Annotated in this window: 20 protein-coding genes; 15 read left to right on the top strand and 5 right to left on the bottom strand. The window is 39.4% G+C overall.

Features of this window, described 5'->3' with window-relative positions:
• Window positions 1–70: 70 nt before the first annotated feature.
• Window positions 71–1096 (top strand): threonine aldolase family protein, encoded by a 1026-nt coding sequence (locus AC3EBE_RS09760; protein ID WP_488594835.1) that lies wholly within the window; start codon window positions 71–73, stop codon window positions 1094–1096.
• Between the two features lie 72 nt (window positions 1097–1168).
• Here the strand turns inward: AC3EBE_RS09760 and AC3EBE_RS09755 are convergent, their stop codons facing one another.
• Entirely contained in the window at window positions 1169–1957 is a 789-nt protein-coding gene (locus AC3EBE_RS09755) for a GNAT family N-acetyltransferase (protein ID WP_488594834.1), read from the bottom strand.
• Window positions 1958–2125: 168 nt separating this feature from the next.
• Between AC3EBE_RS09755 and AC3EBE_RS09750 the strand changes: the two genes are divergently transcribed.
• From AC3EBE_RS09750 to AC3EBE_RS09735, 4 genes are read left to right on the top strand one after another with little or no spacing between them, the layout of a single operon-like run.
• Window positions 2126–2431 carry an antibiotic biosynthesis monooxygenase family protein gene (locus AC3EBE_RS09750; protein ID WP_488594833.1) on the top strand — a complete coding sequence of 102 codons (306 nt, stop codon included), beginning with the start codon at window positions 2126–2128 and terminating at the stop codon, window positions 2429–2431.
• Window positions 2428–2787, top strand: a complete 360-nt coding sequence (locus AC3EBE_RS09745; protein ID WP_488594832.1) for a hypothetical protein — start codon at window positions 2428–2430, stop codon at window positions 2785–2787. The genes AC3EBE_RS09750 and AC3EBE_RS09745 overlap by 4 nt, the downstream gene beginning before the upstream one ends.
• A 9-nt stretch (window positions 2788–2796) precedes the next feature.
• The gene (locus AC3EBE_RS09740) at window positions 2797–3459 is read left to right on the top strand and encodes a cobalamin B12-binding domain-containing protein (protein ID WP_488594831.1); all 663 of its coding nucleotides are present in this window, start codon (window positions 2797–2799) and stop codon (window positions 3457–3459) included.
• Window positions 3446–4192 (top strand): STAS domain-containing protein, encoded by a 747-nt coding sequence (locus tag AC3EBE_RS09735; protein ID WP_488594830.1) that lies wholly within the window; start codon window positions 3446–3448, stop codon window positions 4190–4192. The genes AC3EBE_RS09740 and AC3EBE_RS09735 overlap by 14 nt, the downstream gene beginning before the upstream one ends.
• A gap of 103 nt (window positions 4193–4295) precedes the next feature.
• Here AC3EBE_RS09735 and AC3EBE_RS09730 read toward each other — a convergent pair whose 3' ends face one another.
• Window positions 4296–4478: a hypothetical protein gene (locus AC3EBE_RS09730; protein ID WP_488594829.1), complete on the bottom strand. Its 183-nt coding sequence runs from the start codon at window positions 4476–4478 to the stop codon at window positions 4296–4298.
• Between the two features lie 728 nt (window positions 4479–5206).
• On the opposite strand from AC3EBE_RS09730, the gene AC3EBE_RS09725 reads away from it, so the two are divergent.
• From AC3EBE_RS09725 to AC3EBE_RS09700, 6 genes are all read left to right on the top strand, one after another.
• The gene (locus tag AC3EBE_RS09725) at window positions 5207–6484 is read left to right on the top strand and encodes a S8 family peptidase (RefSeq protein WP_488594828.1); all 1278 of its coding nucleotides are present in this window, start codon (window positions 5207–5209) and stop codon (window positions 6482–6484) included.
• Between the two features lie 262 nt (window positions 6485–6746).
• Entirely contained in the window at window positions 6747–7967 is a 1221-nt protein-coding gene (locus AC3EBE_RS09720; RefSeq protein ID WP_488594827.1) for a helix-turn-helix domain-containing protein, read from the top strand.
• Window positions 7968–8311: 344 nt separating this feature from the next.
• Complete coding sequence (locus tag AC3EBE_RS09715; RefSeq protein ID WP_488594826.1) at window positions 8312–8440, top strand: hypothetical protein; 129 nt, start codon at window positions 8312–8314, stop codon at window positions 8438–8440.
• Between the two features lie 102 nt (window positions 8441–8542).
• Complete coding sequence (locus AC3EBE_RS09710) at window positions 8543–10828, top strand: ATP-dependent DNA helicase (RefSeq protein WP_488594825.1); 2286 nt, start codon at window positions 8543–8545, stop codon at window positions 10826–10828.
• 182 nt (window positions 10829–11010) lie between these two features.
• Window positions 11011–11538 carry a sigma-70 family RNA polymerase sigma factor gene (locus tag AC3EBE_RS09705; RefSeq protein ID WP_488594824.1) on the top strand — a complete coding sequence of 176 codons (528 nt, stop codon included), beginning with the start codon at window positions 11011–11013 and terminating at the stop codon, window positions 11536–11538.
• Window positions 11528–12160: a hypothetical protein gene (locus AC3EBE_RS09700; RefSeq protein ID WP_488594823.1), complete on the top strand. Its 633-nt coding sequence runs from the start codon at window positions 11528–11530 to the stop codon at window positions 12158–12160. Before AC3EBE_RS09705 ends, AC3EBE_RS09700 begins: the two co-directional genes overlap by 11 nt.
• A 79-nt stretch (window positions 12161–12239) precedes the next feature.
• On the opposite strand, the gene AC3EBE_RS09695 is transcribed toward AC3EBE_RS09700, so the two are convergent.
• Window positions 12240–12968 (bottom strand): hypothetical protein, encoded by a 729-nt coding sequence (locus AC3EBE_RS09695; protein ID WP_488594822.1) that lies wholly within the window; start codon window positions 12966–12968, stop codon window positions 12240–12242.
• Window positions 12969–12988: 20 nt separating this feature from the next.
• Window positions 12989–13630, bottom strand: coding sequence for an alpha/beta hydrolase (locus tag AC3EBE_RS09690; RefSeq protein ID WP_488594821.1), 642 nt, complete (start codon window positions 13628–13630; stop codon window positions 12989–12991).
• Between the two features lie 194 nt (window positions 13631–13824).
• On the opposite strand from AC3EBE_RS09690, the gene AC3EBE_RS09685 reads away from it, so the two are divergent.
• The 3 genes from AC3EBE_RS09685 to AC3EBE_RS09675 all read left to right on the top strand — a co-directional run bounded on the left by AC3EBE_RS09685 (window position 13825) and on the right by AC3EBE_RS09675 (window position 16069).
• Window positions 13825–14448: a class I SAM-dependent methyltransferase gene (locus tag AC3EBE_RS09685; RefSeq protein ID WP_488594820.1), complete on the top strand. Its 624-nt coding sequence runs from the start codon at window positions 13825–13827 to the stop codon at window positions 14446–14448.
• Between the two features lie 395 nt (window positions 14449–14843).
• Window positions 14844–15119, top strand: coding sequence for a YkvA family protein (locus AC3EBE_RS09680; protein ID WP_488594819.1), 276 nt, complete (start codon window positions 14844–14846; stop codon window positions 15117–15119).
• A 122-nt stretch (window positions 15120–15241) separates the two neighbouring features.
• Window positions 15242–16069 (top strand): STAS domain-containing protein, encoded by an 828-nt coding sequence (locus tag AC3EBE_RS09675; protein WP_488594818.1) that lies wholly within the window; start codon window positions 15242–15244, stop codon window positions 16067–16069.
• Window positions 16070–16104: 35 nt separating this feature from the next.
• On the opposite strand, the gene AC3EBE_RS09670 is transcribed toward AC3EBE_RS09675, so the two are convergent.
• A complete protein-coding gene (locus tag AC3EBE_RS09670) occupies window positions 16105–17847 on the bottom strand; it encodes an AAA family ATPase (RefSeq protein WP_488594817.1) in 1743 nt (580 codons plus the stop codon).
• A gap of 312 nt (window positions 17848–18159) precedes the next feature.
• Between AC3EBE_RS09670 and AC3EBE_RS09665 the strand changes: the two genes are divergently transcribed.
• Window positions 18160–19404: an MFS transporter gene (locus AC3EBE_RS09665; protein WP_488594816.1), complete on the top strand. Its 1245-nt coding sequence runs from the start codon at window positions 18160–18162 to the stop codon at window positions 19402–19404.
• Window positions 19405–19458: the final 54 nt, after the last annotated feature.

Genomic DNA, 19458 nt, shown 5'->3' with positions numbered 1-19458 from the left:
TAGTTTTTTGCAATGTGTCTTGTTAAAATGGATTAATAGTTCTTACATAACAAAGGGAAGAGGGAAATTAATGATTGATTTGCGAAGCGATACAGTAACGAAGCCAACGGAAGAAATGCGAAAAGCCATGTATGCAGCTGAAGTAGGCGATGATGTTTACCAGGAGGACCCTACTATCAGGCAACTGGAGGAAACAGCTGCAGATATACTTGGCAAGGAAGCAGCCCTGTTTGTGACCAGCGGGACTCAGGGGAACCAGATCGCTGTGCTAACTCACTGCCGACCAGGGCAGGAGATCATTTTAGAAGAACAGTCACATATCTTTTATTACGAATCTGGAGCCGTATCTGCTTTGGCAGGGGTGCAGACAAGAACTCTCCCAGGTTACAGGGGAGCAATGGAGCCAGCTGCTGTTTTAAGTGCAATCCGGACAGAAGATATACATTATCCTGAGACTGGATTAATTTGCCTTGAAAATACACATAACCGAGCTGGTGGAGCAGTTATATCTGTTGAAAACATGGAGGGAATATACAAAATTGCACAGGCAAAAAAAGTACCAGTGCACCTTGATGGTGCTCGATTATTCAATGCCGCAGCTGCTGCTGATGTTGATGTAAAGTCCTTTACGAAAAGCACAGATACTGTACAGATTTGCCTGTCAAAAGGTCTTGGAGCACCTGTCGGCTCTCTCTTAGCTGGCAGTACTGATTTCATTCGCGCTGCCAGGAAGTGGCGAAAACGCCTTGGCGGGGGCATGAGGCAAGCTGGAGTAATTGCGGCACCTGGTCTGATTGCTTTGACTAAGATGAAAGACAGGCTTGGAGAGGATCAATGGAAGGCAAGGATTTTGGCTGAGGGAATTGAATCAATCCCTGGTCTAAAGCTAGCCAGCAAGCCGGAAACAAATATAGTGGTGGCGGATGTTGCAGGACTGAACATTACATCCGATATTTTTGTAGAGAGACTTCGTGGAGAAGGGATTCTATCAGGTACATTCGGTACTACAGCTGTACGCTTTGTCACTCATTATGATGTAACTGAAGATCAGATTCAAAAAGCAATTGAAGCTATTGCCAGTGCAGCGCGAATATAAAATATGTCAGCTGAAATGGCATGAAAATCAAAAATAAGCTGGATGGCAGAAAGCCATCCAGCTTTTATCCTTTTATCTATACATTGTCCACATGCCGATATCCTTAAATCCTAATCGCTTATAAATTCTCCCTGCTTCGGGATTATCGTAGAATAAGCAAAGGATTTTACCTTCATCCATAACATCTCTAAAAAGTTTCTGCATCACAGCTGTAGCCATTCCTTTTCGGCGATGGTCCTTATGAGTACAAACTCCGACAATCATCGCTGATATTGAATTTTCTGCTGCAGTGGAAGCCGATGCAGCCATAATCCCATTTTCTTCTGCATAATAGGTTCGTCCAGTTTTGTTGACCATAGATTCAATAAGGATTTTCCGCGCATTGGGATTCGGAACAAATTCCACAATGGATTTCCGCAGGTCAAGGATTCGATCGACATCCTCCAAATTGGCTTCCTTGACTACTGCATTGGTTTCTCCTATGGAATCCGTTGAAGTGCATTCTGCAAAGTAGGTGACCTGTTTTCGTCCGAGGTTCAGTCCTTCGATCCCTTCAAACATAGAAACAAGTTCACTTTTCCCTGACAAAAATATTTTTTCCGGGTAGTCTTTCATTATGTCAGCAAAATCTTTTACAGGCAATTCAGTATCTAATGATGCATATGGAATAAAGGAATTATGAAATCTTAACAGCACAGCTGTGATTTCTCCGGAATTCTTAAAACTCCCCCAGAGGTCCTGGATTTCAGAGTCATATCCAAATGCTTCTATATCCCCGATAATGAAAAGATTGAGCGATGCCTCTTGTTTTAAAAAGTTCATTACCTCTGGATGATTATTCTTTTTTAATTTTCTAATCATACCATTTACTCCCTAATTTTCTTTTTTAGTATCATAGATTAATTGGCAATTATAGTCAAGGAAGTATCTATAAAACTTACAGAAAGTAACTGAAATTTGATACCCTTTATTTATAAGGGTATAATTGAACCATGTTTTTTTTAAGCTGCAGAAATGGGGAGATGCAAAATGTATATTGTCCACTCAACAGTGCTCATACCTGAAGGAAAAAGTGACGAAGTGATATCTATATACCAGAATAGATCTAGATTGGTAGATGAGTATGAAGGCTTTATCTCCTTTCAATTACTGCAAAACGAACAGACACCTTCCGAGTTGACCGTGCAAATCTGCTGGGATACAAAGGAAAGCTATATAAACTATATTACAAGCGATGCTTATAAAAAGGTGCATGAGCTAGAAAAAAACTACCCTGACCAGGAACTTGCGTCAATCAGGCCAAAGGTTCAGCGATACAAGGTGGTGGCTGAATGAAAACTAGTGAATACCAACATATAATAGATGAAGTAACAGAGGGTATTTTTCGGGATTATCCCAGTTTGCTTGAAAAGTTTGGTGAGCAGGGACGGGAAAAGTGCCGGGAGGATAATGAACATCACATAAAGCATCTGCAAACCGCTTCTGTAATGGAAGATGAGCAATTTTTTATCGATTATGCCCATTGGTTAAACGGCATCCTTACATCCAGAGGGATGAAAACTGACCATCTTATTGATAATTTTGAACGGCTTCATAAAGCGTTTAACAGTACAAAAGAGGAAAACAAAGGTTACATTGAAATGCTTGAAAAAGCCATTGATTCATTAAGAACAGCAACAATAAAGAAATGAGGTGATGGCTTGGAAAAAGGAATCGTGCTGGCACAATTATTGCTTGAAGGAGACCAAGACGCTGCTTGGGAAATTATTGATGCTGAGCGCACCGCTGGAAAAGACAGTTTATATATATATGAGAATATCATTGCTTCGGCGATGAAACACGTCGGCTCCCTGTGGGAAAGTAACAGGATAACGGTAGCTGATGAGCACTTGGCTACATCTACTTGTGATTTCTTGCTTGCAACGTATCTATGGCGAAAGACAAAAGACCGGTCAGGAGCAGATATTGGGAAAAAAGCCATGTTCCTCTGTGTCGAAAAAGAACAGCACTATCTGGGACTTAAAATGGCAAGTCAGCTTTTTAATGAGGCAGGATGGGAGACGAGGTTCCATGGCCCTAATCTTCCGCTTGAGTATGTAAAAAAAGCTGCGGTCGAGTGGAAGCCTAATGCAATCTGCATTTCCTTCTCTATCCTTTACCATGCTGAATACCTGGCACCTTATATAAATGAATTAGAAAAATTGCCTCACCGGCCGGAAATCATCATAGGCGGAAGGCTGCTTGAACAATATGAATTTAACCGTCATGGTTCAGAACGGACAAAATTCATGAAAAACCTGGAGGACGTTAAGACCTGGCTGGACCGTCATCCTGATGGGGTGAAAACGAGTGTCGGCTATTAAATATTTGCCTCAACCATACTTTTTAATTAATCGGGAATTCCAGATCCTCGATCATTCTCAGAGAGCAAATACAATCTTTGCTGTAGGCACGAATTTTTTGGACCTGGTCGATTGGGAAAGCAGGGCAAAGGCTGAAAGAATGCTGTCCGCTGGTACATCACGGATAGAGTGTGAATTGATCATGAAAACAAATGAATCACCATATGCCCTGGTTGATGTCAGTATAAACTGGGATAGAAAACATGGCCACATTATCTGTCATGAAAAGGACCATCGGCTTGCAGAACTGGAAAACATCGTCGAAAAGCATCGGTTACGCCTTGCGGAAACCAATTTAGAGTTACTTGAAAAGAAGGAACAGGTTGAAAAATCTCTATATGAAATCAAAAATCTTTCCTGTCCGTTTATCAAATTGACTAAAGCAGCAGCTCTTGTTCCGTTGTTTGGAAACCTTGACCATGACTTGATTGCCCAGAATGAAGAAAGAGTTCTGGAAAAAGCACAGGATGGTGGGTATCAAGAGATATTATTTGATTTTAATGGAGTAGGGGATTTAACAAATGAAGGTGTCACTTCCTTCATCACAATTGTGAAAGAGCTTCAGCTTATGGGACTCCAGCCGAGCATCATTGGTATAAAACCAAACCATGCCTTTTATCTGAACCGAACACATTCCAGACTGGACGTTCCATTTTTGAATAGCCTGAGTAAAGCGTTTAAAAAATCAATATAGAAAGAGCACTTCGGTTTGAATCGAATCGGAGTGCTCTTTTTATTTGGCTCATTTCTAATACTTTGTTGCTATTCTCACTTCTGAAATCTCCTTTAAAATGTTTTTAAAGAAGACTTTGCAATAAAATGCTGTTGATTTCCGTTCCAGGCGCTTCGCTTTCCTCTGAAAAATTATGAAAAAGCCCAACTGCCGGCTTTTTCAAGGGCAAATTTTTCTTGGGGCGTGCGGTGAGCCTCCTCGTCGCTTTGCTCCTGCGGGGTAAAATGGCCCCTTCTTCTTGGGCCATTTCTACCGGGGTCTCACCTGTCCCGCTTCATCCCGAAGGAGTCTGCGCGCCTTCCATTACAATCAACAGGATCTTAATTCAACATTGGTGTAAGCAACAATCTGTGCAAAAACAGCCTTTTATTTTGAAAAAATTGAAGTATGGAGAGACTGTCCCAGTCAATGTGCCGGCCAGTAAACGGACTTAAACCCTGCAAACAGCGGAGCGAATAAGACATATGCACATTGGGAAAGTTTTGCCTCAAGCAGAAGGAGATCATAAAAAGGAAGTGCAATAGACTTGTTATAGGACAAAGCACACTTCTTTTTATAAGTCCCCAATCAACCTGGGTGAACTGAGATAAATAAAAAATATGCTTTTTCAGCCCAATTTTAGTTATTGGAAAGATGTCATTTGCCCCAAATTTTTAACTGTTTCCCAACTATATGACTAACTCGATTTACCATTTTTTAAATACAAAAAAACGTTTTCCATGACATTTAACATAACACTATCTGTATAGTAAAAAGCTAGGCAATTGATATGAAATTATTAAAAAGCAATAATATCAAAACTGGGAATTTACGCTGTAATTATCTTCCATTCCACTTGAAAAAAGGATTGGAATGAAAGGTTTTTTCCCAAACAGCACAGACATGATATCGATTGAAATCGGCTGAAAATTTGCAATATACTAATCACGCAGCCAGCAAGCTGCAATCATTTTTGTAGGTGAGAGGAGCAAAAGGATGAAGAAGAAAAGAATACTCGGCTCTGCAGTACTTAGTTTGGCAATGGGAGTTTCAATGTTCGCAACAGGGGCTTTTGGTGCAGGAGCATCCGAAGGCCAGGATACTTATCGAGTTAAAATTCAGGGTCCGAGTGCTGAAAAAGCAAAAGCGAAAGATCAGTATGGTGAGAGATGGAATTTTGGCAGTGAAGGATTTACAACAGAGGTAAACAGCAAGCAATACCAGGCTTTATTAAACAACAAAAATCTTAAGATCGAATTGGTTGAGCAGATAGCCGTTGATGGCCGTGTTGATAGTACCGGCGGAAAGGGCAAGGGGGATTACAATGTCCAGGCAGCTTACCCATCCGACCAAACTCCTTGGGGAATCCAGGCAATCTACAACGATAATAACATTGCCTATACAACTGGTGGAGATGGAATCAAAGTTGCAGTGCTTGATACAGGTGTCAACCGCAACCATATTGACTTGACCGACAATGTCGAGCAATGTAAGGATTTCACACAAACAAGCTCTTCGTTGGTGAATGGCACTTGTACAGACCGACAAGGACACGGAACCCATGTAGCCGGAACAGCATTGGCAAATGGCGGATATGATGGAGCGGGGGTTTATGGAGTTGCTCCGCAAGCTGAACTATGGGCATACAAGGTTCTTGGCGATAATGGTTCAGGATATTCAGATGATATTGCTGGAGCTATCCGTCATGCAGCAGATGAAGGTGCACGTACAGGATCTAAAGTAGTCATTTCAATGTCCCTTGGTTCAAGCGGTAAAGATTCTATGATTGCTAGTGCGGTTGACTACGCATATAGCAAGGGTGCTTTGGTTGTTGCAGCAGCAGGAAACAGCGGTCCAAGCGCAAACACAATCGGTTATCCAGGAGCTTTAACAAACGCGATTGCAGTAGCATCACTTGATAACACTTTTGTAAACGGAACACATAAAGTTTCTGATTTTTCATCCCGAGGCAACCCTAATACTGATGGAGACTACTATATCCAGGAAAAAGATGTTGAAGTTTCTGCACCGGGCGGCGGAATTTATTCAACCGCAGTTGATGGCAATTACACAACGATGAGCGGTACGTCTATGGCCACTCCGCATATTTCTGGTCTTGCAGCAAAATTATGGTCTTCCAACAAGTCATGGAGCAATGCCCAGCTTCGATCCGAAATCCAGAGACGTGCGAAGCTTTATGATATTAAAGGTGGCACTGGTGCAGCAACTGGAGATGACTATGCTTCAGGATTCGGTTTCCCACGAGTAAAATAAAAGTCTAAAAGATTACTAAGTTGCCAGCCATCCGGGTTGTTTGATCCGGGTGGCTATATTTAATTTAAATCTCGCGAGTTCTAAATCCTGTAAGAAAAAACGCTTATTGATTTACTGTAGAATTAATTGCTAAACAAACAAGTTCTTATAAAACCATGTTATAATTATTTATAAAATAAAGAATTTTGTAAAAATAGTTCTTTTGAACTGTTTAAAAATTCTCTAAAGATGGTAGATTAATAAGAAAACGGCAGGTGAACGTATGCATTTTGGACCGCTTATCAAGTTTTATAGAATTCAGCAAGGGTTAACACAAAAGGAACTGGCAAATGGCATATGTTCGGTTCCGCATTTAAGCAAAATCGAAAGCAATTCTAAGGAAGCAAATGAAGAAACAATGGGATTGCTCCTCGAAAGACTTGGTGTCAATCTTTCCTCAATCACTGAAAACGAGGACCAGGTTAAACAACTTGTAAGAGAACTGAATGAAAAAATCGATTATTTTCAAAATGATGAAGCTGACACCGCAATGGAAAGCTTAAAGGAATACGAAGGAATAATCCCTTTTACTACTAACCTACATACATATGAGCTTACGAAATTCAGGTATCTAATTTTTAAAGGCATGATTCCTGAGGCACAGGTTCAATACGAACTATTGAAAAAGCAAAAGAAAATATTTTCCCAACCTCAGATGGCTTTATTTTCCTATCTTTATGCTGTATGGTTATTAAAGAAGGGATTATATTCCAAAGCTGATCAGCTGCTTGATACAATCGGGAAGGATTCAAAAATCGAAATATCAAGCGGAGAATTGCTATATCATAGAGCAATCGCCAAGACATTGCTTGAAGAGCCACATTATGCAATCCATTTTGGAAAGCTTGCTCTGCAAGAATTCATGCTTGAGTATAATTTCAAGAAGATCCTCCATGTGATGATGCTTTTGGGCATAAATTACACGAATTCAAAAATTTATGACGAAGCCCAGGAAACTTTTAGGCATCTAATCAGGAATGCTGAAATCCTGAAAGAAAAGAACATGCTTCCAGAGATCTACCACAATATGGGGTATCTGCAGAAAAAATTGAATAATTATGAAGAAGCGATTCTATTTTTGGAAAAAAGCAAGGTTTTGCAAGCCCCTGATACAATGAATCATTTAATTACTATATACACTATAGGCGAAATGCAATTTGAACTTAAACATTATGAAACGGCGAAAGATACCTTTCAACAAGTGATACACTTATCCAAAGAATTGGACAGCCGTAAATATCGGATCCTTGCAAACTATTACCTTATGGCAATAGAGTCACCAGAAAAATCACTTGCTTACACGGAATCTAAAGTTATTCCTTACTTAGAGGAAAGCGATGGAAAAAGTGAAGAATTAATTTGTTTTTACAAAATGCTGTCAAACCATTACCAGAACATCGGAAGGTTTGATCAAGCAGTAAAATATATTGAAAAAATAAAGTAATGGAGGAATGAAAGATGAAAAAGAAAATGTTTGCTTTGATGACAAGCGCTATGGCTCTAGGCGTACTAGTAGCGGGAATGCCGCCAATTCTGCCTCCATACTAAAAAGCAATAAAAAAAGGCCCTAGTGGCCTTTTTTTATTGGGTTCATTTTGCGCATTGATAATGCTGATTTACTTTTTAAATCCGATAAGTATATTAGGACGTCAACTTACTCGTTTTTGTATCCGCAAAAGTTGGGAAAATTATTTCAAACTAATTCTACCCCCATACCACTCATAAACTATACGAACTATTTCACGAAACCAGGCAATATATTGCCTGGTACCAAGAAGGAGGTTCGGTATGGGAACGATTAGTATGGATATAGATGATCTGTTGGAAGAGACATTGGATATCGCTGAAGATGAAATCAGTTTTAAACTGAACCCAGTTGAAATTGACAATTTGCTTGAGATTACCCGTCATTGGTAAATTTAATTGATCCGCTCATATTATATGAGCGGATTTTTATTGTCCCATTCAGAACGTATGTACTATAATAGAATAAATATGGATATACAGGCAGGTGAACTAATGGAGAATTCAATCAAAGTGCCTGTAAGGACGCTTGCAGAATATGTATACAGCAGCGGGAGCATAGAATCTGGATTTAGGACAGCTTCTAGCTTTACGGAGGGTTCAAGAATTCACCGGGAAATTCAGAAAACATATAGCGGTGAAGATAAAAGTGAGGTCTATCTTAAAACAGAAATGAATTATGATGGCCTTCACTTTATCATTGAAGGCCGCTGTGATGGTTTGCTGCTATCAGGCGGACAAGTTACAATCGACGAAATAAAATCTACTTCAAGAGCCCTGGAGTTCATAGAAGAATCATCTAATCCTGTCCATTGGGCACAGGCAGAATGCTATGCCTACATGTATATTCAGGAACATGAAATAGAGATGATTGATGTCCAGCTTACATATGTACATAAAACAACTGGCGATATAAAAAAGTTTAAGAGGACATACAGCCGCCAGAAGCTGGAGCGGCTAATGCTTCACCTAATAAAAATATATTCTCCGTATGCAAGGCTTCGCAGAGAACACGAAACCAAACGCAATTTAAGCATTAAAGAACTTGAATTCCCTTTTTTACAATACAGAAAAGGACAAAGGCAGCTGGCCGGATCTGTATATAAAACGATAGTGGACAACCAAACATTGTTTGCTAATGCACCTACAGGCATTGGAAAAACAATATCCACAATTTTCCCCTCTGTAAAGGCCATTGGAGAGGGTGTACTTCAAAAACTTTTCTATCTTACCGCAAAGACGACAACACGTGAAACAGCCGAACAGGCATTTAGATTGATGGCTGAAAAAGGCCTTTCGATGAAGGTTGTGACTATAACAGCGAAGGATAAGGTCTGTTTTACTGCTGAAGGAAAATGCAGCAAAGAGGCATGCGAATTTGCTGATGGCTATTATGACCGCATAAATGGGGCAGTCCTTGATATCCTCTCAAATGAGAAAGCCTTAAGTAAATATTGTATTGAAAAATACGCATTAAAACACAAGGTATGTCCCTTCGAATTCTCACTTGACCTTGCGTATGCTGCAGATGCAGTTATTTGCGATTATAATTATATCTTTGACCCGCGTGTATCCTTAAAACGCCTCTTCGATGACCATAAAAAGCAGTCAGCATTGTTAGTTGATGAGGCCCATAATTTAGTGGATCGAGGGAGGGATATGTTTTCTGCAGTATTGGAAAAGTCCCCATTCCTTGAAATTAAACGGCAATTTAAAGGAAAAAACAAAGAAGTTGCTAACATTGCAAAAATGATAAATGAATATTTCATTAAAATACGCAAGGAAGCGGAGCCTGAAAATTCAGTGGTCTTTCCTTCACAATTAGATGATTTGAACCTTTTAGTCCAACAGTTTGTCGATGCTTCAGAGACAGAACTGCTGCAAAATGCCGGGGAAGAAGGTTCCATTCTGCTAGATATTTATTTTTCAGCACAAAACTGGCTGCGTATAAACAGGCTCTTTGATGAGCGATATATCCTTTATGCAGAAATCAACCGCAATAACATCATCATTAAACAATTTTGCCTTGACCCTTCAAATTTGATTAAGCAAGCAGGGAAGCATTTTAAGGGCAGGATTTTCTTTTCAGCAACCTTGAGTCCCATGGAATATTACAAAGACATGCTTGGCTGGGAAAATGGAAATTATTCTGTCATTATTCCATCACCGTTTTCTGAAGAGCAGACAGATGTATATATCCAGCCAATCTCTACAAGGTATCATGATAGAAGTAAATCTGTTAACCCAATTGTAACTGCCTTAAAAAACACAGTGTCAACTAAGCCAGGAAACTACTTGATCTTCTTTCCTTCTTATCAATATCTCAATACCGTGCTTGAGGATTGGCAAGGACATGGAGATCAAGTACCCACTATCGTCCAGGAAATCGGCATGGCGGATGAGGAACGCATTACCTTCCTTGATAAATTCAAGCCGGATAGCGAAAAATCGCTTATTGGATTCGCCGTATTGGGAGGTGTATTTTCCGAAGGGGTTGACCTGATTGGTGACCGATTAAACGGGGTTCTAATAATCGGAGTAGGCTTGCCTCAGATTGGCTTTGAACGAGACCTGATTAAACAGCATTTCTCGTCTCATGGTAAAAATGGGTATGATTATTCCTATGTTTACCCAGGGATGAACAAAGTGCTTCAAGCGGGAGGGAGGCTGATCAGGTCTGAAACTGATACCGGCAGCATCATCCTGATTGATGATCGATACCTTCAGCCGAAATATCAAAGACTTCTTCCAAAAGAATGGAGAAGCTTTAAAATCTTATAATAAACCATTAAACAAACCCGTAAAAAACATATTCAATGGAAGCATCCCCAAAAGGATGCTTTTTCATTTTTTTAAATGAAATAAAGTTCATTTATAAAATTTATTAAAAATCTAGAGGAATTGAAAGCCAAATAAACGAATCTACCGTCTAATGTATGAAAAGCTTTGAAGGAGGTGGCAGATTGTTAGAGTTAATCAAGAAAGCACAAAAAGGAAACGATAAAGCGTTCTTAACACTTTTTCAGCAATATGAACAGGAAATTTACAGAATGGCCTTTGTTTATGTAAAAAATCAGAATGATGCGCTGGACATTGTTCAGGAAACAGCATACCGTTCCTTCAAGTCAATCAATACCTTAAAGGAACCTAAGTATTTTAAAACCTGGCTACTGAGGATTACAATAAGCTGTTCATTGGATTTACTGAGGAAAAATAAAAAAGTGATACCCCTTAAACCAGAATTTGAAGGGTTTCATTCTGGCCAGGTAAATGAGGATATTATTGAAGGAATTTCGCTTAAAGAATTAATTGACATGCTGGAGGATAATGAGAAAAGTGTAATTTTATTGAGGTTTTATCAGGGGTTAACACTCCAGGAAGTATCCGATACTCTCTCAATTCCTCTTGGGACCGTAAAGACGATTCTCTATCGCAGTTTAAATAAACTGAGGAAAAATATGGAAGGAGATGAAGAAGCAAATGAGCAATAAAATAGTGGATGAGCTAAGTAAAATTGAAATCCCTTCTGAACTGAGCTCACGAAGCCAGTTAGGAGTGGCGAAAGCAAAGGCAGAAGCAGATTCATCAGGAAAAAGAAAATGGTACATTTTCGCGATACCGTCTTTGGCGGCTGCATTGGCATTATCATTTGCCGGACTAGAACTCTTGCCAAGCACAACAGAAAGTCCAATAATTAAAACCATTGAATATACAAATAGCTTTGATGTATCTGAAACAAATAAACTTGTAGGCTGGGCAGATTCTGTTTTTATCGGCAGGGTTGTTGAACAATCAGGTTCAAAGTCTATTGATGGATTTCCTGAAACACAGTTCAAGGTAGAAGTATTGCAAAGCATAAAAGGGGACTTAACCGGCACAGTTACAGTCAATCAGCAGGGAGGGTATGAAGGAGACCAATTGACACTGATAGAAAATGACTCTTTACTTGAAGAAGGTAAGAGCTACCTCTTGGTAACAAAATATTTAGAGGATGAAAATTGGCATACACTTGTACCTGTGTATGGAGATATTGAAATCCAGAACGAGGATCAGAAGCAGGAACTGATTAATAAATATCAAAAGGCAGTTGAAAATCAAGTTCCAGTTGAATAGCTTTAAAAAAGACCAAAGATTCTTTGGTCTTTTAGTGGTGAATCTAACAGTTTTATATGGAATTATCATGAATCAGCGTTTAAGCTAAAAATGCAGAAATGATGTTTTTCATTGATTGTTTATTCTCATTGAATTGTCTGACTCTATGTCCATTGGCGCCAGAAGGATGAGGAAAACCAAATAGGATATTTTCTTCCTTCAATAACCCTCTTTTACAATATTCCTTTAACACTTCTTCTACACTTTTACCTAGTGGAATCATTAGCGCTCTGTCCAAAAGAGTGGCTAGGGGCTTGAAATATTCATTTACAAATTGGGACAGCAGATTATTTTTTAGGATTTTTGGTGAACTGCCGGTATAGTTTTTTCCATTGGTAAATACAGCAAAGGGAATTAGTGATGTTGTATGCAATAAAAAATCCTTACTTTCAAACAGATCTGCACTGCTATCAAGATTAAAATGTCGATTCAGCCCGAGCTCATCAAGCATAGTGGTGATATTTTTCCGCATAGGGCCAACAAACCTTGACTCCCGACTGCAAATATAGGGAATATCAGAAACAAGCCTTTTTTCTTCTATACATCTGCGGGCTGCTGCAATTGACTTGCTCATTTGCTGGAATCCTGGCGTAATTCCAACAATAAAAATCTTTGCAAGGGGATTGATATATTCATTATGGCAGCAATAAAATATTTCCAGGCTTCCTTCACGTGCTATCAAAAAATCATTAGTAAGAATTTCTTGAGGGCTATATGGATCTTTAAGGGGCAGATTTGAAATCCGCCCAAGGTAATCCGTTAATTTCATCTGTGCTGATCCCCATTTTGTTAAAATAAGCTGATCTCGGTTATAACCTTTTTCAAGACATCAATGGAATCTATTGGCCTGTCACTGTAATTTAAACTATGGTCTGTACCAGGTATAAGGATTGAAGTAAAGGATTCCAGGGATTGAATTTCGTCATACCTGCCCTGGATAAAGCACGGATCCTCTTCACCGATGATACATAATCCTAACTGAGTGGAGGACTTCATACTTTCGAATACCGTATCCAGTTGGAATAATGGAGTCAGCCAAATACATTTGGCAAACTTAAATTCCTCCCGTTGAATGACGGATGAAAGGGCGATCGTACCAATCGACTTGCCAAGCAGGATAAAGTTTTCGTAGGATTCAGATTTCAATACCTCATCAATAACTGCATTAACATCCTCGTTTATTCTTATCATTTCCTCTTCCAGGCTCATTGATTCCGCTTCTTTTGTAGTATAGTCATAGTTTACCTGCAGGATGTCAAACCCTTTATTCAAATAAACTCCAGTTGAATAGTGAAAAAGAGGGCCTTGCACAGAGTAGCCTCTGCCAGGGAACATAATGACCAGGGAAGTGGTGGGCTTATCCTGTTTAATAAGAAGATAATTCACTGGAAAATCTTTATATCCTTTTACAGCCTTTTTGCTGAACTTCATTATTAATCTTCCTCCTTAAAAACTTTGAAATCATTATACAATACCCAGCAGAAAATGGAAGGATTTTCTTTTTGATATTGATTGCAGTAAACCAGGGATAAATACATAATAATGTTATGTAAACAGTTGCTTGTTATTATCAATTCGCTAGTATGATAGAATGAAGAAATCCTAACAACGAAATTGGAGAAAATATGAAACTAATTAAAATCCTAAAAGAATACCTAGATGGCCAATATGGGAAACCAGCTGGAGCAATTGGGACCTATATAGGTGAAAAAATGGTCAGACAGCATAAGCCGGAAACAATGTGGACACTCGATATACTTAATCTAGATAGGGAAGAAGAGATTTTGGAGCTAGGGTGCGGAGCAGGCTATGCCATGAAATTGCTCCTTCATATGACTAGTGTTATTAGGGTGACAGGGCTCGATTTGTCAGAAACAGTCCTAAAATCAGCCAAAATGCGAAATAAAACGGAAATAACGACGGGAAGAGCAAATTTGATTAATGGTGATGTTTGTTCACTTCCATTTGAAAATGAGCAATTTACAAAGGTATTCAGTATTCAGTCCATCTACTTCTGGGAGAAGATCGACGAGGCCATCTCTGAAATATATAGAGTTCTAAAACCAGATGGACGTCTGGTTATAACTTTAAGCAACGGCAAGGCAAAAGAGATATGGCCCGGTATAAACGATTTGATTCAAGCACAAGTGATACCAGAGATGGACAAGAGTGGTTTCAGAAACATTCAACTGATAAAGGGGCCAGATTCAAGAGAGTATCATACCATTGCCATCGTTGGTGAAAAATAAACGGGAATTAAACTGCAACACTATTAAGTTACAGCTAATCTGCAGACAAACAGTTCCTGTGTTTGAAAAAAATAGACGTACATATTGCATTTTTTCTTGAAACCATCGTCTTTTTCAAGCCGAATAAGGGAAGTTTTTCCGCTTATATGATTAAAATCTTTCATTTCAGGCACTATTGGAAGCATTACCAGGAATATTTCCGCTTTTTTCAGATTGAGCCTTTTTATTACTAATAGGCAGAATTTCTCCGCGTATCGCCAAAGATTCTCTTTGGATGAAACTGTTTTTAGTGTTGAAACGTAAATATATTCCCCCTATCGAAGCAGTTAACGAATCATTATGACAAAAGAGGGTATAAACAATTGTAGTCCTTGATTTAAAAAGGAGAGATTAAGTTGAAGAAGGTTTTTAAAAGAATTAAACTTATTTTCAAAGTGAAGAAGTTTGTTCCTTTTTTAATAGAATTTTTCACTTCCAGGGCTGTACCATTTAAACAAAAAGCAGTTTCAGCAGGGTTGATTATCGGCTATTTTTTGCTGCCTTTCGATTTAATACCAGATTTTCTTACTTTAATCGGGATCGTAGATGATGTAGGTATATTGCTGATTGTTCTGCAGCAAATCATTAAGATGGCCCCTGAGGACATAAAATCAAAATACAATCTCAGATGATAAAGTTACAGTTAAGATTTTTAAATGCCGGCGAAGTTTTGGTATAATCCAATTATAGGATACGGAGTGTACAACTCTGGCTTATCCTATGCAACTTCCAGCGGAATAACGGGGGAATCATCGTGCACAAGAATCAAGCCTTATATAAATATCTAAAGGACAACACTCGCAATTTAACCGAAGAATGGTATAACAATATTGATAAATCCAAAACTGCTGGCGTTTATGCCGCAACAGATCCAAAGCTGATAGAAGCATTAAAAGAACAAAACCATGAGTTTCATCTTCATTTCATCGAGGTTTTCACTAAAGATGAAGAGGAATTCTTCAAGGAGTTTGAACCTTGGATCATTAAGATAGCAAGTGATATTGAACATATTAATACTCCAATTCAATATGTGATTAAACAATTCAAGTCGGTGAGGAACCAATACCTTGACCATGTCAAAAAATTCGCTGAAGAAAATGGCAATATCACAAGACATGAGGCCGACGCGTGGGTAAACATAATCCTGAAAGAATTCGATGAAGTCATTTTGCGATTTATCGAGGCAACCTATAAATACTCTGAAAAAGTTCTAAAGGCGCAGCAGGAGATGATCAACGAGCTAAGTGCACCAGTCATTTCCTTAGGCAATCAACAAGGTTTGCTGCCATTAATCGGCGATATTGATACTTCCCGAGCAAAAATGATTCTTGAATATACTTTGAAGCAATGTTCAGAAAGAGATATCAACCATCTCTTTATCGATTTATCGGGAGTAGCAATGATTGATACAATGGTCGCTCATGAACTGTTCCAGCTGTTAAAAGCTTTAAAACTCATTGGAGTAAAAGCAACTCTATCCGGAATACGTCCTGAGATAGCGCAGACTGCTGTACAGCTAGGACTAACATTTGATGGGACAAATATTAAAAATAGCCTTGAGCAAGCTCTCGGCAAAAAGTAACAGAAAAACGGCTTCCGAGGAAGCCGTTTTTAAGTTTAAGCCATCATATAACTGTCTTCAAGGAAACCAGATTTGTCGTGCACGATTGCATCCACTTCGTTACCTTCAATCGTTTCCTTCTTCAATAAAGCTTCTACCAGCTTTTCAAATTGTTGCTGATGCGCATTAATAATCATTTCTGATTTCTCCAGCGCGTCCTCGAACAGCTCCTGCATTTTTGTTTCCTTGAGGCCTTTGCTGAAAGTTAGTGAGAAACCTTCCTGGAGGAGACCGGTATCGACCATCTGCTCAATGATTTGTTTAGCCTGCTGTACATCTCCGCTTACACCAATACTGTGTTCGCCAAGGAACATTCTCTCTGCAACACCTCCGGCAAGAATCATGGCAATACGATCAATCAAGTCACTAGTTGTAGACAGTTGAAGCTCCTTAGGTATAGGGGCTACATACCCAAGTGCCTGTCCACGAGGAATAATCGTTGCCTTTCTCACTGATCCTGGTTTTGTTACAGAAGATACTAAAGCATGTCCTGCTTCATGGATAGCGACTCTGCGCTTAGTGTCAGCATCCTGCAGAGTACGGGATGTACTTCCTAGAATCGTACGGTCAAGAGCATAATCAATATCACTTCTGGAGATGAAGTCCTGGCCATTTCTCAATGCACGCCTGCTTGCAGTTTCAAAAAGGGAATTGAGCTCAGCGCCCGAGAACCCAGATGTACTTTCCGCAAGGTCATCAAGAGAAGCAGCAACATCGTCTGCAAGGTTCTTGCCTTTAACATGAATATCAATAATTTCTCTTCTCCCTTTTGTATCAGGAAGGGGAACATTAAACGAAAAATCAATTCGTCCTGGACGAAGGAAAGCATCATCCAGCATATCTTTTCTATTGGTAGCAGCGATAAAAAGGATGCCGTCATTCGCGTGGCCTCCATCTAACTGAACCAGAAGTTCCGTCAGCGTTTTCTCGCCTTCCTCACCACCATGCGGCTTTCTTTTTCCCGCAAGTGCGTCCACTTCATCAATGAAAATTACCGCAGAACCTTGTTTCCGGGCATTCTGGAAAAGGCTGCGAACACGTGAAGCTCCAACTCCAATGAACATTTCGTTAAATGCTGATCCACTTGCCGAAAAGAAATTGGCATTCAGTTCCCGGGCGATTGCCTGGGCAAGCAGTGTCTTCCCTGTGCCAGGAGGTCCATAAAGCAAGATGCCCTTTGGCGGTTTTATCCCCATTTTGGCTGATCTTTCTGGATCCTTTAAAATAGAAAGAGTTTGGAGAATTTCTTCCTTCATCTCATCCTGAAGCCCGCCAACATCTTTTAATGTAATGGAGGGAAGAGGCATTGGCTTAGAAACGCTGTTCTTCATCCTGTTGCCAGTCCCAATTCCACCCGTCTTCTTTTGGATGACATATACTGCACCCATCAATAATAAAACGACTCCACCAAGAATCCATGCACCATATTTGCTGTTGCTCGCATATTCATAGTTAACATTATTTTTCTCTACTAATTTATCTACCATTTGGCTGCCGGGAGGAACTTGGGAAACAAATGTAGAATTCTTCGTTTTTAGAACAAGTGTCCCGTCTAAACTTTCCGTGAGGGTAGCTGGTTCACCCTTCAGATTTTCAACTGTATTAGCCAGGGAAGAAAAAGGAACAGAAACCTTGTCTTCTGTATTTTGAGCCACAAAAGTAGCTGCAATTGTAATAATCACCATAAACACCGCAAATAGCGGAAGGACCTTAGAAACAAATTTCGGATTTGAATTCATGTGTTCAGCTCCTTATCGAATCTACCTACCATTATAAGTAATAAATAGGGGTTATGAATGGGTAAATTGAAGGAGTATGAGTGGTAAATATATGAAAATACCAGACAAATGGTTTAAATTCCTTTTACACAGGGGATATATCAGGTTTTTATTTTGTAAATTGGGAAATTATTTGTGAAAAATTTGTGACAAATACTCTAATTGGAAAGATATACAAGTAGATTGCCAAAAGCTACTTGAAACTTTTGGAAGTTGCGGATAGGATGAAAAGAGATTCATAACAATTTATTCGCAACTAATGGAGGGGTCTGTTTGAAGGACTGGAAAAATCCGTTATTGCTGATCTTTGGAATCGGAGTATCAAATATCGGCAATTGGATTTATTTTGTGGCAATCAATCTTTTGGTTCTCAAGATTACGGGGTCGGCAGCAGCAATCGCAGGGTTATTCATCATTAGGCCACTAGCTATTCTTTGTACGAACACTTGGGCAGGCAGTGTAATCGATCGTGTAAATAAAAGGAAGCTGATGATTTATATCGATCTTATCCGCGGAGTCCTAATTGCAGCAATACCGCTGTTTACTTCTTTAATACCAATCTACATCATTATGTTTTTGACCAATATTGCCGGTGCCTTTTTTGCACCAACGTCAGAGACTTATATTACCAAATTGGTGCCAGCAGACAAGAGAAAGAAATTCAATTCCATGTTTTCATTTGCTACCTCAGGCGCTATGCTTGTAGGGCCAAGTGTTTCAGGAATTTTAATTATGTACGGAAGCATCAATACAAGTATATACATAAATGCTGTTACATTCTTCTTATGTGCAGCAGCCATTTACTCTCTGCCTGATGTGGACCTTGATTTGGGCAAAGATACCTATAGAGAACGGATTACACTCAAAATGGTTGTGAGTGATTGGAAAGCGGTCATTGATTTCGGCAAGATGGCTGCTGGCTTCATGCTCGTTTTCCTTCTTTTCCAATTCATTACCCTGATTTCCTTTGCTCTGGATTCACAGGAGGTAACATTTATACAGCAGGTAGTCGGTCTGTCTGAAAAAAATTACGGTTTATTGGTAAGTTTGACTGGTGCTGGATATGTAGCGGGCTCTTTTGCTGTTTCGGCATTGGCAAACCGATTATCGGTAAAGCTCCTTTTAGGAATGGGTTCATTCCTAAGCGTAACTGGATATCTTCTCTTTTACGCTGCCAATTCTGCAACAGTACCACTTGCCGTCATCGGGTTTATCATAATAGGGTTCTTTTCACCGTTTTCCTATACAGGCTACAGTACATTCTTTCAAAATAATGTACCTGTCGACCTAATGGGCAGATTCAGCAGTGCATTCGCATTTTTTCAGGCAATCATTCAAATTGTTTTAACCTTGATACTAGGTTACCTCGCTGAGTCGCTAAATCTTCAGGGTGTAAGCATCGCGTTTTCTGGAGTTGCCCTTTTGCTGGCCATCTCCCTGACTTCGATCGTGTACCTTCAATCGAAACAAAGATTATTCGTGCTCGAAGCCGATTCGAATTTAACAGAAAAAGGATAAGAGAAAAGCTGTGCCTGTCACCGACAGACACAGCTTTTGTTTTATTTCAGAAGT

Source organism: Mesobacillus sp., assembly GCF_057785455.1.
Note: the sequence above shows the minus strand (reverse complement) of the source record. Positions and strands in the feature narration are given on the sequence as shown.

Excerpts from the sequence above, each read along its gene's own strand:
- AC3EBE_RS09760 (WP_488594835.1), top strand. The coding sequence starts at position 71 with ATGATTGATTTGCGAAGCGATACAGTAACGAAGCCAACGGAAGAAATG.
- AC3EBE_RS09755 (WP_488594834.1), bottom strand. The coding sequence starts at position 1,957 with ATGATTAGAAAATTAAAAAAGAATAATCATCCAGAGGTAATGAACTTT.
- AC3EBE_RS09750 (WP_488594833.1), top strand. The coding sequence starts at position 2,126 with ATGTATATTGTCCACTCAACAGTGCTCATACCTGAAGGAAAAAGTGAC.
- AC3EBE_RS09745 (WP_488594832.1), top strand. The coding sequence starts at position 2,428 with ATGAAAACTAGTGAATACCAACATATAATAGATGAAGTAACAGAGGGT.
- AC3EBE_RS09730 (WP_488594829.1), bottom strand. The coding sequence starts at position 4,478 with ATGGCCCAAGAAGAAGGGGCCATTTTACCCCGCAGGAGCAAAGCGACG.
- AC3EBE_RS09725 (WP_488594828.1), top strand. The coding sequence starts at position 5,207 with ATGAAGAAGAAAAGAATACTCGGCTCTGCAGTACTTAGTTTGGCAATG.
- AC3EBE_RS09720 (WP_488594827.1), top strand. The coding sequence starts at position 6,747 with ATGCATTTTGGACCGCTTATCAAGTTTTATAGAATTCAGCAAGGGTTA.
- AC3EBE_RS09715 (WP_488594826.1), top strand. The coding sequence starts at position 8,312 with ATGGGAACGATTAGTATGGATATAGATGATCTGTTGGAAGAGACATTG.
- AC3EBE_RS09710 (WP_488594825.1), top strand. The coding sequence starts at position 8,543 with ATGGAGAATTCAATCAAAGTGCCTGTAAGGACGCTTGCAGAATATGTA.
- AC3EBE_RS09700 (WP_488594823.1), top strand. The coding sequence starts at position 11,528 with ATGAGCAATAAAATAGTGGATGAGCTAAGTAAAATTGAAATCCCTTCT.
- AC3EBE_RS09695 (WP_488594822.1), bottom strand. The coding sequence starts at position 12,968 with ATGAAATTAACGGATTACCTTGGGCGGATTTCAAATCTGCCCCTTAAA.
- AC3EBE_RS09690 (WP_488594821.1), bottom strand. The coding sequence starts at position 13,630 with ATGAAGTTCAGCAAAAAGGCTGTAAAAGGATATAAAGATTTTCCAGTG.
- AC3EBE_RS09685 (WP_488594820.1), top strand. The coding sequence starts at position 13,825 with ATGAAACTAATTAAAATCCTAAAAGAATACCTAGATGGCCAATATGGG.
- AC3EBE_RS09670 (WP_488594817.1), bottom strand. The coding sequence starts at position 17,847 with ATGAATTCAAATCCGAAATTTGTTTCTAAGGTCCTTCCGCTATTTGCG.